Origin of the sequence: Cohnella silvisoli, from assembly GCF_021190915.1 — a bacterium.
Classification (GTDB): domain Bacteria; phylum Bacillota; class Bacilli; order Paenibacillales; family Paenibacillaceae; genus Cohnella; species Cohnella silvisoli.
Window position 1 is genome coordinate 361,075 of record NZ_JAIOAP010000001.1, and the last position, 17,290, is coordinate 378,364.

15 protein-coding genes and 2 tRNA genes are annotated in these 17,290 nt (G+C 50.7%); 8 read left to right on the top strand and 9 right to left on the bottom strand.

What is annotated here, in order from left to right:
* Positions 1 to 14: 14 nt before the first annotated feature.
* A complete protein-coding gene (locus tag K7P76_RS01505) occupies positions 15 to 887 on the bottom strand; it encodes an aldose epimerase family protein (protein WP_232182307.1) in 873 nt (290 codons plus the stop codon).
* Positions 888 to 1,002: 115 nt separating this feature from the next.
* On the opposite strand from K7P76_RS01505, the gene fdhD reads away from it, so the two are divergent.
* From fdhD to K7P76_RS01530, 5 genes are all read left to right on the top strand, one after another.
* Entirely contained in the window at positions 1,003 to 1,821 is an 819-nt protein-coding gene (gene fdhD / locus K7P76_RS01510) for a formate dehydrogenase accessory sulfurtransferase FdhD (protein ID WP_373692320.1), read from the top strand.
* 5 nt (positions 1,822 to 1,826) lie between these two features.
* Positions 1,827 to 4,172 carry an FdhF/YdeP family oxidoreductase gene (locus K7P76_RS01515; RefSeq protein ID WP_232182308.1) on the top strand — a complete coding sequence of 782 codons (2,346 nt, stop codon included), beginning with the start codon at positions 1,827 to 1,829 and terminating at the stop codon, positions 4,170 to 4,172.
* 189 nt (positions 4,173 to 4,361) lie between these two features.
* Positions 4,362 to 5,528, top strand: a complete 1,167-nt coding sequence (locus tag K7P76_RS01520) for a phosphodiester glycosidase family protein (RefSeq protein ID WP_373692328.1) — start codon at positions 4,362 to 4,364, stop codon at positions 5,526 to 5,528.
* A gap of 185 nt (positions 5,529 to 5,713) precedes the next feature.
* Entirely contained in the window at positions 5,714 to 5,986 is a 273-nt protein-coding gene (locus tag K7P76_RS01525) for a type II toxin-antitoxin system Phd/YefM family antitoxin (RefSeq protein WP_232182309.1), read from the top strand.
* Positions 5,973 to 6,275, top strand: a complete 303-nt coding sequence (locus tag K7P76_RS01530) for a type II toxin-antitoxin system RelE/ParE family toxin (RefSeq protein WP_232182310.1) — start codon at positions 5,973 to 5,975, stop codon at positions 6,273 to 6,275. Before K7P76_RS01525 ends, K7P76_RS01530 begins: the two co-directional genes overlap by 14 nt.
* Before the next feature lie 45 nt (positions 6,276 to 6,320).
* On the opposite strand, the gene K7P76_RS01535 is transcribed toward K7P76_RS01530, so the two are convergent.
* The 6 genes from K7P76_RS01535 to K7P76_RS01560 form a co-directional block, all read right to left on the bottom strand.
* Positions 6,321 to 6,935, bottom strand: coding sequence for a DUF3298 and DUF4163 domain-containing protein (locus tag K7P76_RS01535; RefSeq protein WP_232182311.1), 615 nt, complete (start codon positions 6,933 to 6,935; stop codon positions 6,321 to 6,323).
* A gap of 91 nt (positions 6,936 to 7,026) precedes the next feature.
* Positions 7,027 to 8,679, bottom strand: a complete 1,653-nt coding sequence (locus K7P76_RS01540) for a molybdopterin oxidoreductase family protein (protein WP_309244719.1) — start codon at positions 8,677 to 8,679, stop codon at positions 7,027 to 7,029.
* A gap of 251 nt (positions 8,680 to 8,930) precedes the next feature.
* A complete protein-coding gene (locus tag K7P76_RS01545; RefSeq protein WP_232182313.1) occupies positions 8,931 to 9,365 on the bottom strand; it encodes a universal stress protein in 435 nt (144 codons plus the stop codon).
* A gap of 57 nt (positions 9,366 to 9,422) precedes the next feature.
* Complete coding sequence (locus K7P76_RS01550; RefSeq protein ID WP_232182314.1) at positions 9,423 to 11,366, bottom strand: sensor histidine kinase; 1,944 nt, start codon at positions 11,364 to 11,366, stop codon at positions 9,423 to 9,425.
* 2 nt (positions 11,367 to 11,368) lie between these two features.
* Complete coding sequence (locus K7P76_RS01555) at positions 11,369 to 13,330, bottom strand: sensor histidine kinase (RefSeq protein WP_232182315.1); 1,962 nt, start codon at positions 13,328 to 13,330, stop codon at positions 11,369 to 11,371.
* 90 nt (positions 13,331 to 13,420) lie between these two features.
* Complete coding sequence (locus tag K7P76_RS01560) at positions 13,421 to 14,080, bottom strand: response regulator transcription factor (RefSeq protein WP_232182316.1); 660 nt, start codon at positions 14,078 to 14,080, stop codon at positions 13,421 to 13,423.
* 194 nt (positions 14,081 to 14,274) lie between these two features.
* On the opposite strand from K7P76_RS01560, the gene K7P76_RS01565 reads away from it, so the two are divergent.
* From K7P76_RS01565 to K7P76_RS01575, 3 genes are all read left to right on the top strand, one after another.
* A complete protein-coding gene (locus K7P76_RS01565; RefSeq protein WP_232182317.1) occupies positions 14,275 to 15,432 on the top strand; it encodes an HD-GYP domain-containing protein in 1,158 nt (385 codons plus the stop codon).
* Between the two features lie 584 nt (positions 15,433 to 16,016).
* Positions 16,017 to 16,092: transfer RNA gene (locus K7P76_RS01570), tRNA-Thr, on the top strand.
* A gap of 69 nt (positions 16,093 to 16,161) precedes the next feature.
* Positions 16,162 to 16,237: transfer RNA gene (locus K7P76_RS01575), tRNA-Thr, on the top strand.
* Between the two features lie 133 nt (positions 16,238 to 16,370).
* Here K7P76_RS01575 and sda read toward each other — a convergent pair.
* Together sda and K7P76_RS01585 are read right to left on the bottom strand one after the other, a co-directional pair.
* On the bottom strand, positions 16,371 to 16,544 hold the full coding sequence (gene sda / locus K7P76_RS01580) for a sporulation histidine kinase inhibitor Sda (RefSeq protein ID WP_232182318.1): 174 nt from the start codon (positions 16,542 to 16,544) through the stop codon (positions 16,371 to 16,373).
* A gap of 110 nt (positions 16,545 to 16,654) precedes the next feature.
* Positions 16,655 to 17,221 (bottom strand): ImmA/IrrE family metallo-endopeptidase, encoded by a 567-nt coding sequence (locus K7P76_RS01585; RefSeq protein ID WP_232182319.1) that lies wholly within the window; start codon positions 17,219 to 17,221, stop codon positions 16,655 to 16,657.
* Positions 17,222 to 17,290: the final 69 nt, after the last annotated feature.

Here is a 17,290-nt window from a genome sequence, read left to right on the forward strand (position 1 = left end):
TCCTTATAAGTTCATTACTCGAATTCCATCCGCATAGTTAAATTCTGAGTCGCTCCCGGCGCGACCATGAGGAGCTCTTGCTTGTCGTTCAAAGCTTCGTTCAGCGCTGTCCAAGGCTCGACGCAGACGAAGGGCTTGCCCTCAACCGACCATAAGACAACATACCGGAACTGATCGCTGTAGCTCAGACGTACGTTACGGCCTTTCGTTAACGGGAAAGTGATCTCCGGTTTGCGTGCATCGAGAAGCGCTGCGGATTCCACCATTCCTTCTAAGTTCAAGGAACCGTTGAAAGGCTTTTTTTGTTTGTCGTTATAGTCGAGCATTGTCGCGGCATCCGTTCCGTACGTGAGGTTCTTGCCTTCAGTTGCGAAGTACGGATGAAAACCGGAAACCATCGGCATGACCTGCTGCGAATGGTTGACGTATTGCTGCTCGATCGACAAGGCTCCGTCCTGAAGGCGATAAGTAAACCGCAGCTCAAATTCGAACGGAAAGGCGGCCAAAGTCTCTATATTGCTATGTAACACTAAAGTAATCGCCGCCGAGCCGTCCGTATGCGTGGCTTCCACATCCCATGGGAGGATTCGCGCGACTCCGTGATTTTTCATCTTATACGTTTGTCCTGCCCATTCATATTGTCCATCCACTAACTGGCCAGCTATCGGGAAAAGTACGGGGATTCCGCCGCGAATGTTCGCCTGAGGATTCAGGAACGTCTCGCGATCCAAATACAATAGCTCTTGGCCGTGAAGGCGGCAACCGATCACGATTCCACCGCGTTCAGGGCAAATCCGAACTAACGAATCCGTATTTGCGTCTTTCAATTCATAAAGGGTAAACCCGTCGACTAGCTCGTTAATTTCATACTGGGTAGTTGAATTCAAGTGGAATTCCTCCTGTGTCTCGTCATTCGTCCCCCTCATTATACCAATATTTGTTGAAGCGCCAAACGCCAACCTTTATAGTGGAGGAAGAGAACTTTCTAAAGGGGCGGTGTCGATGCCGATGGAAGACTCCACACATGCTGCTGCGAAACGCCGGGTGCTTACCCGATTCGAACACGGTCGGCTTATATCTTTTGTCGACGAGGTTGTGACGGAATGGCCGATTACGATCGTGCTTAACGGAGAAGAATTGGCTACTCTGGTATGCTCGCCCGAATATATCGAAGATTTAACCGTTGGATATTTAGCATCGGAAGGATTGCTTGCGGATTACTCCGACTTATCGGATTTGAGCTATGATGATCGAACGGGGACGGTATATGCGGATATCGAAGGCGTGGATGCATGGATTAAAGAAAGCGGTTCCAAGCGAGTGCTTACTTCATGCTGCGGCAAAAGCAGGCAAAGCTTCGTGTTCTATAGCGATGCCAGAACCGCGCGGGCGATAGCAAGTCGAGAAGTGAGGCTTTCCTATTCCGGCTGCTTAAGTATGATGGGGGCTATGCAAGCGCAATCCGGTTTGTTCAGAGCAACGGGCGGGGTGCACAACGCGGCTCTGTTCGATCAGGATGGCACGCTCCTGTTATCCCGGATGGATATCGGAAGACACAATGCGCTTGATAAGCTGTATGGGCATTGCTTGCGCAACGACATATTGATGGATGGTAAAGTGCTGGCTTTTAGCGGGAGGGTATCCTCGGAGGTACTGCTTAAGGCGGCGAAAATGCGCTGCGAGGTGCTGCTCTCGAAATCCGCGGTGACGGAACTGGCAATCGAGCTTGCGGAGCAATTAGGAATTACGATCGTGGGATTCATCCGTAACGGTTCGTTTAACGTGTATTCTTATCCGGAACGCCTACATGAAGGAGAGTGACAGCAATGGGAACGACCAAACATCGGGGGCCTCAGAAGCTTCCGGGAAAACCGAATCCTAAGCTATGGGTCAGTGCCGTTCCATTCGGTCTCGGCAAGCTTAAGCCCAAGCATATTCGCGATACGATGAGAACGATATGGAATAACCGGGATAATCTTCCCTATGCCACGAGAATTCTGACGCAAGGCGTGTGCGATGGCTGCGCGCTCGGAGTATCGGGACTTTATGATCAAACGTTAAGCGGTCCGCACATTTGTACGACCCGATTAAACGTGCTGCGGCTAAACACGATGTCGGCGATCAAACCGAAGCGTCTGCATGCCGATATCGATGAGCTGCGCAAGCTGTCTAGCGCCGAGCTTAGGGAACTGGGACGGATACCGTATCCGCTTATTCGGCGTCCTGGGGAGAGGAGCTTTTCCCGGCTGACGTGGGATGAAGCACTGGATACCATTGCGGCCAAGTTCCGCGAGCTGCCTTCGGAGCAAACGGCATTTTACTTAACCGCCCGCGGAATTACGAACGAATCATATTATGCGGCCGCCAAGACGGCACGTTTCCTAGGCACCAACCATATCGATAATGCTTCCCGTATTTGCCATTCCCCATCCAAAACCGCGCTGAAACGCTCGCTTGGAATCGGCGCCTCCAGCTGCAGTTACAGCGATTGGATCGGTACGGACGTGCTCGTATTTTGGGGCAGCGTTGCGGCGAATAACCAGCCGGTGTCCACCAAGTACATGTATGCGGCCAAGCGGAAGGGTACGAAAATTATCGTTATCAACCCTTACCGGGAGCCGGCCATGGACGGTTATTGGATTCCTTCCATTGCCGAATCCGCTTTATTCGGTACCAAGCTTGCGGATGACTTCTATCAGGTTAATATTGGCGGAGATATCGCGCTTATGCACGGGGTCATGAAAATTTGGTTCGAGATGGAGCAGAAGGAACAAGGATCGGCGATCGATCATACATTCGTGCAGGAGCATGTCAGCGGATACGAGGAGCTGCGTGCCAAGGTGAACTCCCAGCAATGGGAAGAGCTCGAACGTTCATCGGGGTTGACCCGTGAGCGCATACAGGAGTTAGCCGAACTGCTCGCGAAAGCGAAGTCCGCGGTCTTCGTCTGGTCGATGGGACTAACGCAGCATCGTCACGCCACCGACAACATTTCTCAGGTGGCTAATCTGGCGCTGCTTCGCGGCTTCATTGGTCGTGAGTTTTGCGGAGTTATGCCGATTCGCGGTCATTCCGGCGTTCAGAGCGCGGGAGAAATGGGAGCGGAGCCGTCGGCTTTGCCGGGAGGCGATTTCGAAGAGCGGAATGTAGCTCGGCTTGAACAGCTATGGGGATTTCCCGTGCCAAGATGGCCGGGAGATATCGTCGGGGTTTCTCTGGAAAATGCCCTGTTGCCGATCACTCATCCGCGCAAACTGAATCTCTACTATTTGTCCGGCGGTAATTTCCTCGAGACGATGCCGGATCCGGAATTCGTTCACCGGGCATTAGAGGCGCTGGAAGTGCGTGTCCATCAGGATATTATTCTGAATACGTCGACTTTGTTGGACGCTAAGGAAGCGGTTATCGTGCTCCCCGCCATGACGCGTTATGAGCAGCCGGGCGGGGGAACTTCGACCTCGACGGAACGGATGGTGTATTTCAGCCCGGAAATAGAAGGTCCGCGAATTGAGGAAGCTAGGGCGGAGTGGGATATTTACGCCGATCTGGCGGCGCGGGTGAAGCCGGGGCTTAAGAGGCTCATAGGCTTCGCGGATGCGAATGCGATCCGTGAAGAAATTGCGAGAGCGGCTCCGGAATATGACGGGATTCAGCGCTTGAAGCAGAAGGGCGACGTATTTCAACGCGGCGGCGCTTGGTTGTGCGAAGGCGGTGTATGTCCGACGCCCGACGGCAAAGGCAGGCTGATTCCCGTGGACATCCCGATGCGAGGTGTTTCGGGGGAAGGGCAGTTTTACGTCACGACTCGTCGCGGCAAGCAGTTTAATTCCATGATTTTCGGAGAGAAGGATGCGTTCAATGGCGCAAATCGTGCCGCGGTGCTCCTTAACCCGGAGGATGCTAAAAGGTACTCCGTTGCGGACGGCGAGGAAATCGTTCTTCACAATACGCATGGAACTTTGCACGGCCGGGCTCACTATGCCGATATTCTCCAGGGCAATCTGGCGGTGAATTTTCCGGAAGGGAACGTCCTGTTCCCAATGGGTGTATACGAATCGCCGGCGGGCATTCCGGAGTACAACATTGCCGTTACATTGGAGAAGGAACAATACTATCTTCACCGTAAAGACCGCAAATACAGTAAGAAAGGCTCGCTGGAAAATAATGAATAGTTTTTTGAAGGCCCTACTCGTCTAAGCGCGGCGAATAGGGCCTTTATTCGTCATTTCCTGGGAAATGTTGTCGGATACGTGCGGTTGACAAGGCTGGCTGTCGAACGAGATTACGGCAAATACGCAACAAGATGGCGGTTTGCCACGTATATAGGAGGTGTGAAAAAAAGATAAAGGAGCGTGGACGCCATTTCGTCATTGCCACCAAGAGCTTCAACAGCGACGTCGAATTCGATAAACGCTAATCCTAAAGCGAGTTCTTCGCGTCCAAATAAAGTTCTGCGTCCCAAGAAAAAATCCGGATTGTGGAGATTCATTAAAGGAGTTTTCTGGACCGGGTTCATACTCGTTTTATTATTCGCTGGATGGTTTTATTTTACCCCTTCAGGCAAAGAGTACCGATATATACTCGCGGATTCTATCATCACGACCCAGCACCGGGAATGGGCGAAATATATTATCGGGGAAAAAGCTTTGCGGGAGAGAGTTGCTCTTTACGTGAAGGAATTTGACCAGATGGGTGACGAGCGCGACACTCATACGATTCCGGCAAATGCCGATCATGGGGGTTCGGGTGATGAAGACTCGAAGAAACTCACATCGGTCGAGGAAGTGGATGGGAAAGGTTATCACGGTTACCTGCTCACCGTGCGGGATCCGAAGAAAATCCGGCTAGTCGTTCCTCAGAAGCGCGGGCGCGGAGAAAAGGTTTCCAGCATGGTCAAACGGACCGGCGCTATTGCGGGAGTTAACGCGGGCGGGTTCTCCGATCCGAATTGGAGAGGCAACGGGTTTAAGCCTATTGGGTTGGTTATTAGCCATGGCAAGATCTACTATAATGGTTTAGGCAGCAAAAAAAGCGTGCAGATTGTTGGCATAGACAAGAACGGCAAGATGCTCGCCGGTAAATATTCGATTGATGAGCTGATGGACTTGGGCATCTCCGAAGCGGTCAGCTTCTCGCCGCGCATTATCGTCAACGGCAAAGGACTTATTCCTAATCGCAGTGAAGGATGGGGCGTTGCGCCGCGTACGGTTATGGGGCAACGCGAAGACGGATCGATTCTGTTCCTCATGATCGACGGTCGCCAGCCCGGTTACAGTATCGGAGCGACCTTGTATGACGCGCAGGAAATATTGCTGGAGCACGGCGCGGTCATCGCCGCCAATCTGGATGGAGGATCATCCACCGTGCTTGTTGATGAGAAAGGCGAAATCGTAAATAAACCTTCATCCTCGTCCGGCGAAAGATACTTGCCGACAGGGTTCCTCGTATTCGATAATCCGGACTCCGTCGATGTGCCGAACATTTGGGCAGGTCTGACGCCATCGGAGATCGATGCGGGGAAATGGTAATCGCATAACAAAAGCGCGTCCTCCTTATGTTTTCATGAGGAGGACGCGCTTTTTGCTGCTCTACGCTTTCGAACTCAACCTTCAATATAGTTGGTTTCGTAATATTTGCTCATAATATAGCGTATATTTCGCTTGTAATTATGATATAATTCCATACATAGAAACTGCTATGGGAGTGAACGTATATGCCTACAATTCGCCCAATTTCTGATTTGCGCAATCATGCGAATGAAATTTCTGAATTTTGCCACAGAGAACGTGAGCCTGTGTTTATTACCAAAAATGGTACGGGTGATATGGTAGTCATGTCTATCGAGGAGTATGAGCGTCAGCAAGCCTTAATTGAATTATACAGTAAACTATCAGAAGCCGAAGCGGAAATTGCCGACGGTGCTGTCGGAGAGGACTTCTCGGAAGTTGCCCGGAAGTTAAGGTCAAACATTCGTGGAAAAATATAAAGTGCTGATTTTCCCCACCGCGATGAGGGATCTACAAGAGATTATCGATTATATTAATGAACAAGCATTATTTGACGACTACAAGCTTTATGATGATATTACTGTACAGATCGCATCGCTTGCAGACTTGCCGTTCCGGCATCCTTTCATTAAAAATCCAATCCTTCGGTTGAAAGGTTATCGTGTGCTAGTGGTGCATAGCTATCTCGTGTTTTACGTGGTCGTGGGTGACGTGGTGCAAATCAGACGTATTTTGCACGGAAAAAGGCAATATGATTTTTTACTGTAAGGCGTCGTCCGAGGGCGGCGCTTTTTGTGTTGTCCTATCGTTCATTTAATACATCAATATGCCCAATGGTCCTTCCTCGTCGATAATATCTTGAATATCGAATACGGAGATCGGGAAGTATGGGAATCCCCAAGCATACGGAACGATGGCATACAGCGGGAAATAGATGACCAGCGATTTGTCGGCGATATAGAAATCTTGGTCGGGAGTTATACCCGGATATTCTACTAGGAGCGGGAGCTGCCTTGCTTTGATCTGCGCTTGGATAATCGCGTTCAGACGGGGTTCGTAGTTGCTGCCTTTCTTGAATAGTTGTCCCAGCGTGTAGCTGCGTCCGGTATTCGCATCGAAGGTTAGCGATTTCTGCAGCGTATTCCCGTGAGCTCCGCCGGTGAATGCATAATTGAGTAACGACAGGCTCAGTACGCCTCTTTCGTTCGTCTTGATTTCAAAAGTACCGTCCATCTCCTGAATATCTTTGCTAGGAAAACCTTGTGCTTTAAGCAAGGCTTGATTCGCGGATGCGATAGTTTTGTTCAAGGCATTCGCCGCGGCGGATGTCGTACCTCCCGTTACGTAAGGAACGTTGATCTTAACGTTCTTGGCTGTCATCTTCCGAATGCGGATCGGGAGCATTAAGGTTTGACCGTTCATCTTCATTTCCCTTCGCCTAGTGGGCTGTTGTCATCCCATTTTATGCAGGCGAGGGAAGTACGGTTCGGTATTAACTTGTGTTGGCCAGAGAATAGATTTACTCGTTATCGGATGGGGCCCGCTCCACCCGAATTGCGGCAATCTTGAATTCCGGCATCCGGCTTATCGGGTGAAGAGCATCGTTCGTCAAGAAATTAACGGACTGTTTGCCGCCCCAATGGAAGGGGACGAACAACGTAGTTGGATGGATTTCGGCTACGGGAACCGGCGTTTTGCGCAAAAGCCCTTCCGTTCGCCTAGCTTGCGTTCCGCTTAAGTAATGGCTTCCGACTCTGCCCGTCGTAAGCAGGTACGGGTATTCGCGATCCTGCGTTTCCGCGGGTATTCCCGGTTTAATGCCATGCAGGCGAGCTTTCCCGTCCGGGTGGTGGAAAGTCGATTCGAACATCGTTGGCGTTCCGCCGTGATCCAATGAGGGACATGGCCAGAATACTCCATTCTCTGCAATAAGCCGGTTATAGGAAAGTCCGCTATAGTCGGCTTTGCCGCCTTTGGTTGCCAAGCATAACTCGTTGAAGATAGATTCATTGTCCTTATATTGAAAATAAGCGCCAGCCCCGAGCCGTTCCGCCAAACCGCAAATGATTTCGTAATCTTCCATTGCCACTGGCGGGGTGCCGAATACGCGAGCGCGGTGAAAGACGCGTCCTTCTAAGTTAGTGAGCGTACCTTCGGTTTCTAGGAAGGACGATCCGGGAAGCAGCCAATCCGCGCAAGCGGCCGTCTCCGTCTCGAACAAATCGACGACGACGCACAGCTCCAGCTTGGACATAGCAGCGAGCACGCGGCTTGCATTCGGGCTGGAAACGACGGGATTGGAACCTAAAACAATCAGAGCTTTGATCTCGCCTGTTTCCATGAGATGGAACAGCTCGTATGCGGATACGCCCTTGCCCGGCAACTCTTCAGCGCGAACTCCCCATATGCTTGCGACATATTCCCGTGCGGCTGAATCTTCTATGGATCGGTAGCCGGGCAGTTGGTCCGCTTTCTGGCCATGCTCCCGTCCGCCCTGGCCGTTCGCTTGCCCCGTTACGGTTCCAAAACCGCAGCCGGTACGACCGATTTTACCTGTAAGCAAGCAGAGATTAATGTAGTTAAGCGTATGTTCAACGCCATTAACTTGTTGCTCCAAACCGCGCGCGGTCATGACGATGCCCGTCTCTGCTTTCGCGAAACCGCGAGCGATCGCTCGTATGACCTTGGCGGGTACTCCGGTATATTGCTCTACTTTGTCCGGGGTAAAGTCTTTAACGGCATTGGGGAGCGAGTCCAAACCCGAGGTGCGTTGTTCAACGAAAAGAGGGTCATACAACTTTTCTTCTATCATAACGTTCAATAGGGAGTTGACCAGAACGGAATCGAATCCCGGCTGGAGTCTCACGTGTATGTCGGCGATTTTGGAGGTCATCGTATTGCGGGGATCTATCGTGACGATGATGGCGCCCTGCTTCTTGGCTGCAAGTAAATAGGGCATCATCGTCGGTTGGCATTCGGCAATGTTCGTACCCGCCAATATAATATATTTCGCATTCGTAATTTCATCTAACGGCATATTGAAGCCTCGGTCAATTCCGAAAGCCATATGCTGGGCTGCAGCTGCGGAAGACATGCAATAACGGCCATTATAATCGATATATCGGGTTTGAAAACTCCAGCGCAATTGTAGAAGGCGATTCTTGATGCGGATGAAATGGGATAGCGCATGATGCCGTAACGGTCATTTTCACCTTTACAGCATCGAAGGAATGTCAAAGATGCGCTGTTACGGTCAAAAAGGCCTTTTCAGATGAGAATTCCCTATACTTTAATGGATTCTAGGCAGTGAAACGGCCCAAAAGGCCGTAACAGCATTCCATTTCCACAAGCAAGCTACTGGTACAGCCATTTTTACCGTAACAGGGGAACGGAGTGCGTACCCAGACAGGCCTGCCATTGATATTAATCTTTAATAGTCATTACCGGGCAGTGGGCGTGGCGGATGACATATAGGCTGACGCTTCCTATAAGGATTTCCTCCAGACGGTTTAGCCCACGATGTCCAACGATAATCATCTCGCTATTAATTCTAGCGGCGTATTCAACAATAGATGGTCCTGGCGACCCTTCTAACAAAGTGGTGAGAGGGTCGTTGGATTTACCCAATAGATGTTGCGCTTCATCTAACAGGCGGCGTGCTTGATCTTTCCATTGCTCCTGCACATCTAGTGTTGTCGGAATTGTCAATTCCAACATCGCTGTCGGGGCAGGCGGCTGCATGACATGAATGGCTTCCACCTTGGAATGAAATCGATCGGCTAGCTCGGATGCGGCTACGGCGGCTTTTCTCGATGTATCTGAACCGTCGTAGGCAAGCAGTATGGATTGAAAGGTCATGGGATCCCTCCTTCTCATACTCTATTTTACCCGCTGCATGGACTCGTTGAAACGCCGTCAAATGACCCAGTGATCGACTCCCGCAAGCGGTAAGGTCAAATTCAAGACAAACCCCGTCGAATCCGTATCAACGGCAATCGTTCCGCCTAATCGGGAAACATGCTCCGTCATCGCATGCAAGCCGAATCCGATATCCGCTGAGGTGTAAGTATGCTCTTGATGAATAAGCTGCATGCGAATCGCATCCGAATCCGCTTTGACGATAAAAAGAAACCGATTAGGGGAGCCGTGACCATGCTTCGTTCCAATGCTTAACCCTTCTTGCAGCGTTTGGAATAAAACTCTTTTCTGCAAAATACTCAAATTCGGAGGGAGCGATCCGAAATGACTCTCGACAATACAGTCCGACGATTGCTCGGTCTCACGAATAAGCGCGCCAATGGAGCCTGGCAAGTCGTAATAGGCGGCATCCTCGCGCAACAAACGGACCGACTGCCGAATATCCTCCAAACCTCTGCGAACAAGCCCCTGCGAAGCGTCCAATTTCTCCCCGGCCAGCGCTTGATCTCTTGGAATAAGGCGCTTAGCCGCTTCCAGTTGTATAATCGTGGCGCTTAAGGTATGTCCTACCGTATCGTGTATGCTTCCGGTTATGCGGTGCCTTTCCTCCAGTATCATCGCTTCCGCAAGCGCCTCGGCGTTCTCCCGCATCGATGCCGCAAGTCGTTGATGAGCCAATTCCAACTGTTCCGTTCTTTCCTGAATCTGATGGGTACGGGTTTGGACGATATTTTCCAAGGAACGGTTGAACTCCAGAAGCTGCCGGTTCATCGCCGTATATCGATACATGATGACTCGAATCAGGCAGATGACGAAAGCGAATAAACCCCAGAATAACAAATCGACGGGCAATCGATATACCCAAGACATTCGGTCGGTGAATCCAATAGGCAAATAACTAACGAGCACGAAACGATACATATGAATCGAAGCAATAGTAGCCAAGGAAGTGAATCCGGCCATAATCCAGATGGTTTCAAGATCCTTCCTATTCCGGTAAGCGGACCAGATTGTCCAATAGACGGAAACGAACACGATAATAAATAAAGGAGCGAAAAATCTCATCGAAAAAGCGTACCAATGAGCGCTAAACACCGCGGAAACGAACGTCAGAACGGAAAAGCTTAGCATCGTCCACCGCAGAAAACGGATCGTTCGGCGGTGGACGCCGGGGAATACTTGCTCCAAGGCTCCGATGAACGCGAAAGTTCCTATCGGCATGCAGGCATCTTGGAAATAACCTAACAACGGGTTGTTCCATATGACTTGCAGCAGGAAATTGCGAACGAGTGCGGCATATCCGCCGGCGAAAGCCAGTAGAGCGAAATAAATATAAAGCCTGTCCCGCTGCGTCGAATATAGTCCGAGCGCGATAAAGCCGCTGAATAGGAGCAGCGCGCCTAGAATGAGATTATCCAGATCCTCGTGGAGAGTTTGGGTGAGCAGGCTCGATTTATCTCCGATCTCTACAAATGCGGATACCGGGTGGGTGGAAGTATACCGTACGAGCAGGTCCAAGTGATCCGGCAACGGCAAGGGAACCTTGACCATTTTCCAATGGAAGGCGCTGTTAATGCGGTTGTTATGCTTCGATAAAATGTAAGAGAAAAGAATTTGTTTGCCGTCATAAACCTTGAGGCTCCCCACGTTCAAAACTCTGAGATAGGGATCTTCCCAATCGACCCTAGGCAGCGGAATTCTAAGCCAATATATAGTAGCGGGTATTACTTGGCCGGGCATATAGGTTTTCCAGCCGTCCGCCGGGGATGGATTGTCCTCGTAATTTAAGGCTGGCGCCCACTGCCATCTATCGACTCTGAGCTGTATGGAACTGTCATTGCGTTGCTGAAAGGCGGATAGCGCCAGACCTATGAATAGCAGAAGCGTAATTAAAATAAGCATCGTGCGAAGGAGGGGGATGTGGGTTTTCAGAAATCGCATCGTCATCGTTCCCCCTCAAGCAATCCGATTGGCCGCTCGGCATAGGGTAAAGATAAGGTAAGCACGCAACCGGGATTGCCCGGAGTGACGTTCATGATTCCGCCCAGATTGGCGACCCGCTCGGACATGGCCTTCAGCCCAAAACCGAAAGCGGAAGGCATGTAAGTCAGACCGTCGCTGATCAGTCGGAACCAGACCGTGAAACCGTCCGTATCCAGCGTGAATTGAAAATGTCTGCTTCCCCCATGTCGTAAACCGTTTGTAATGCCTTCCTGCAACGCTTGGAAAAGCACCCGTTTCTGCAGTGTCGTTAAGGAGTCAGGCAACGGGCTAATACGGCTCTGAATGGAAGCTCCCGTCGTTTGTTCCGCTTCGTTAATTAACGTGGTTATGGCGGCCTGCAGATCATAATGGGAGAAATCATCCCTCATCAGGCGAGCGGAGCTGCGAATTTCCTCCAAGCCGCGCCGGACCAAGCCCTGGGATGCATCAAGCTTCTCTTCCGCCAGCTTCGGATCTCGTGCGAGCAAACGTTTGGCTGCTTCCAGCTGGACGATCGTTGCGGTCAGCGAGTGACCGATCGTATCGTGAATCGTGCCGGTAATCCGGTGCCGTTCTTCAAGCACCATCGATGAAGCGATGGCTTCCGCCGTTTCCCTCATCGTATGGCTCAGCCGGGTGCTCGCCTCTTGAAGCTCTAGCTCTCTATCCCGCAACTCCGCCGTTCGCTTCTGCACGCTGGATTCCAGGGATTGATTAAATGCCTTGAGTTGATCGTTCATTATGCCGAAGCGGTACACGATGATGCGGATTAGACAAACCAGAAACAGGAATAAAGCGATCGATAGAATGTCGAACGGGAAGTCGTACAAAAGCGGAATATTATCCTGTACCCATCCGAAGAAAGTCGGCATATAAGTGCGAAGAACGTGGATCAGGGCAACGGAGGTAACGATGAAAAAACCGGCAAGCATCCAGACGGATTCGGGTTCTTGCCTATCTTGATAAGCCGCCCAGATGGAATGGAGAACAATGGCTGCGGTAATAAGGAACATTGTCAACAAGGGATAGCTAAGCAGCCATCCGAACCAAACGATATCGAGGAAAACCGCGCTGATTATCGTAACGATGGTAAAGCCGAGGATAATCCAACGTATTTTACGCAACGTCCGGGTATGCTTAGAATCGAATACTTCGTTCATAATGCTGACGAAGCCGAATACGCCGAGCGGGAAAATAGCCAGTTCCATGTAACTTAGCCAGGGCTGATCCCAGAAAATTTGCAGCAAATAATTACGGACGCTAGAGGCATAACAGCCGCACAAAGCCATTAAGGAAAAATAAAGATGAAGCCTGTCTCTGCGAACGAAGTACAGTCCAATCGCGACGAACGAGCTGAACAGGAAAAGGCCGGCCAGCACGAACGAATAGGTGTCCTTCTGAATGAGATGGGCGATAAGGTCGCCTTTGCCTAATAATTGGATCCAAGGCAGAGGGCGGGAACCACCGCGATTATCGAACAGGATCTCGACTTCGGATGGCAGCGGGGTTGGAAGGGAAGCCAGATTCCAGTGGTAGAACAGGTTTAGGCGATGGTGATGCTCGCTAGGATCGTATGTAAACAGATGCTTATCTTTGTCGAAAACAGTAAGGGCAACGGCGTTGAAAATCAATAACTGCGGATCGCGCACAGGGTTTCGCTCGAGAGGTACTTTCAGCCAGTAGACCTGGCCGGTACCTTGGATACTAGGTTTGCTTGCGTAAGGAAGCCATCCGTCTTGCGGAGGAGCCGAGTCATGGAAGGAATGGGCAGGGGCCCATTGCCAAGCCTCCGTCTTCATGCCGGTCTTGTCATAGTTTCGCCCCACTGAGATTAGACCCCAGCCGATAAGAACGAGGAACCCAAGCAATACCGCCATTGTACGCAATAACGGAAAATGATTTCGCAAGGCGCTGCCGACCAACCTTCATTCCCCCAAGCAGGATGCAACCCGATAAGTATTTCGTCTCTTTCTATTTTAACGGCATGAAACATTTTGTCACAGTGACGCGCGTCATATGACAGTCATGTCTTTCAGCCAAATAACCGCCTGCGTACGATCATTCGTGCCGATTTTATCGTATATGGCGCTTATATAGTTTTTGACGGTGCCTTCGCTCATGAACAATAATTGGGCGATTTCCCGATTGTTCCGGCCTTCGACCATTAAGGTAACGATGCTCATTTCCCGATTCGTGAACTTGAGCTCGGAGGTTTTGCCTCGCGCTCGGGGAAGCGGGTGGCGTCCTGGAGCCGGCGCCGTCAATCTCGCCGCTAGTTTAACGGCAATCGACGAAGGAAGCATAATCTCTCCGCGCGCGGCATCGCGAACGGCCTGGAGCAGCTTCTCGGTAGGAATATCCTTTAATAGAAAGCCTACAGCTCCGCTGGCTAAGGCATCAATGATATATTCATCTTCATCGAAGGTCGTAAGCACTAACACTTTGGTTTGAGGCGAATCCACACGCAGCTTCTTGACGGCTTCGATCCCGTTCATGACGGGCATGCGGATATCCATAAGCACTAAATCCGGTTGGTGGATAGCGACAAGCTTGCAGGCCTCTTCCCCGTTCTCGGCCGTGGCGATCACCTCGATGTCGTCCTCCAGCTGTAGAATCGTCTGCAAGCCATCCCTCATTAAAGTTTGGTCGTCCGCAATCAATACTCTTAGCATGCGCCTCTCCCCTTTCTTTACCATTATAGAACAACATCCCATTTTGAACAGTGCGCATTCGGCTGCTCCCCTTTAATATTCATGACCGGATAAGTGACAAGCGTCACTGGTCATATGACGGAGGCTTCCTTTACGATAAGGACATAAGCTCGGGGCAATCGCTTGTCCCGTGAGTTGAGAGGAAGTGCGATAGAATGATTATTATGCATACGAGTCAATGCCGCGCGGGAATGAAGCTGGGCAGATCTATTTATACAGAGCAAGGGCATGTATTAGCGGGACGGGGTTTCGTTCTTACGGACCATGCGATTAACAAGCTGCAGCAGATGGGGCTGCCCTATCTTCATATCGAAGAGAAAGGTACAGAGGATATCGCTCCCGACCAAGCGATTCGCGACGAAACGGTTATTGTGTTGCACGGCGCGTTGACGCACGTCATGGACGAGTTGATCAGCGACGGGAGAGAGAAGTTATCCTCCGCGGTCGTGCGGTTCTGTTTTGATGCATCGAAGCTGTTGGTGGATGATTTGAAAACCCGTCGTAATCACCTGTGCTTGCCGGTTCATCTAACGACGACGTTAACGGACGGGGACAAGCAGCATTTTCTGGAGCATGCGATGAACGTCGGAGTATGTGCGACCCGCCTTGGCCTGGATGAAGGATTAGCAGGCGAGGATTTACAAGCTTTGGCCATGGGGGCGATGCTGCACGATATCGGGCGTCTGTTGCTGCCTGACGGGTTGCAAGCACGGGTAACTCAAAACGATAAAATGTACATGACCCACGCAGAGCGAGGCTTCAAGCTGCTTCGCGACAGCGGCTTCCCGTTGATGACAGCTCATTGCGCCTTATTCCATCATGAGCGTGTAGATGGCAGCGGATACCCATTCGGATTGGAAGGCAAGAAAATTCACCCGCACCATCAGTGGATCAGCATCTTCGATATGTTCGATACGCTCGTTAACGGCCGCGGCAACGGAGTTCCGATGCTTCCGCATGAAGCGCTCGAAGTGTTGTACGGAGGCGCCGGTACGCTTTATGATATGGACAAAGTATGCCGTCTCCGCGACAACATGGCCCTGTTCCCGCGCGGAACAACGGTTCGTCTGAGCACGGGCGAGCTTGGCGTCGTCTCCGCCCTGCACGAAGACAGCAAGCAACGGCCAATCGTTCGCGTTATTCGGACGCCGGACGGCAAATTGCTGGCGCAGCCATACGAAGTCGATCTCAAGCGCCAGCTGGATCTGATGATAAGCAGCGTAGGAACCGACAAGACCGGCAACATTCTTGCGGGGGCATCAGAGGAATCGGCGCCGGAGAGCCGGTCGAATAAAGTGTTCCATTTGGTTTGAGGTTCTGTTTAGACGTCAGGACGTTGTCTCCCGCTTCAATGAAGGCACCTTTTTGGCCTTCGTGCTTCATGTGGATCAGGTTGTAGCTTGGTGAAGGCACTTTTGTGGCCCTCGTGCTTCATGTTAATCAGATTCTAGCTCAATGAAGGCACCTTTTTGGCCTTCGTGCTTCATGTGAATCAGATTCTAGCTAGATGAGGGTACTTTTTTGGCCTTGAATACTCAAAGAGTAAATCATAGGGGGACCTGACTAGTCCCTCCTCTAATATTTGGTTAAAAAATAGTCGAGGTTCATGGGTTTGGTGGGAGTGCTGAAACTTTATGGATTTCCTCCCGCTAATTTGAACCGATTCGCCTTTAAGGAGCCATTTCAAGAGAATTAGCGGGAGCTTTTCCAACCAGTCTTACGAATATCGGTTTTTTAATGAAACTAGCGGGAGTTTTTCCATCTAGATTCCCACCAACTAATGCGAGGGTCGACGGGGGAGCACGGAATTGGGTAAGCACGGTTCCATGTGGTAAAAAAATCCAGAGCAAGAATCCTTGACTTTTGCATCAGAAATAACTATCCTAATATAGGATTTGCTGATGTAGCTCAGCTGGTAGAGCAACGCATTCGTAATGCGTAGGTCGGGGGTTCGAATCCCTTCATCAGCACCACATTTTACCATTGCTAATTGCGTTGAGTCATGGTAATATCTTAATTCGTGAGCAAGAAATACATAACACGCCGACTTAGCTCAACTGGTAGAGCAACTGACTTGTAATCAGTAGGTTGGGGGTTCAAGTCCTCTAGTCGGCACCACCTAAACTTTCGTAAATCAATCCCTGTATGGCCGCTGAGGCCGTGCGGGGATTTTTGCACGAGGCGGGATTTTCAGCATAAAAAAAGAACCTGCATCTCTGCAGGCTGCGAAAACTATATGAAGTGGGAGGGGTTAGTGAAACTGGGGCTGGACTAAGACTTCTTCGATCGTTAATTCACGGTTTTTGATCTCTTCCAGAAGAATCTGGATGAATTCATCATCGGGAGACTGCTCGGAAGCAACTTTGAACTTGTTGATCAGATGATTGTCGTCTAGAGCGTGAATAGCGTCTCTAATGTCCCTCACGTTAATCACCACCGTTATATTTAATACTTTATTTTCCATTACCCGCATGGCAGAGCTAGGAAACATTTGCTAGTTAGGCAACTGGCCTTATAGCTATTTATCGCGGCCCCTCACAGGGCCGCTTTTTTTGTTCTTGGCGAAGCCGATTCGCGGCTGCTCAGATTATCAGACTCCCGTTTAAGCGCCTCTTCCCATAAAATAGCCGCGAACGTTCTGCGCTGGACCTGTTCCAATCTTTTGCGAGCCAGCTCGTAGGTAACACCGAAATGAAGGGAGACGCACGCCGCCGCTTCGTCCATTCGTTCGGGGAGCTTCAGGTGCCGCAGCATGAAAAAAGGAATCGCCGCATACAGCACGAACCTATTGGCTTCCGCCTCCTGTCCTTCGCAGAACAAGCGGGGCATCGTGGTCTGATTGCCGGCATGACGAAGAACGTGGCATAGCTCATGCAAGAAATCCTCCCACTGCGCATCGCGATCCTGTCTTTTGTCGATCAGAATGGACCGCATCCCCATATACTCGAGAGCGCGGCTTGTATCCTTCATGTAATGAACCCACACGTCCAACCGCATGGCCACTTCGTCCACGTTCAGGTGAGAGGGGGTAACGATTCCGGATTTGATCCACGTTTGCTCGATCCATTGTTCCAATGGGGTCGTTCGATAGTATCTGTACATAGTCCCGTCCTCGTAATGAGAATGTATGTTCGTATTGATGAGGAAAAGAAAAGCCCATGCGGGCTTGGC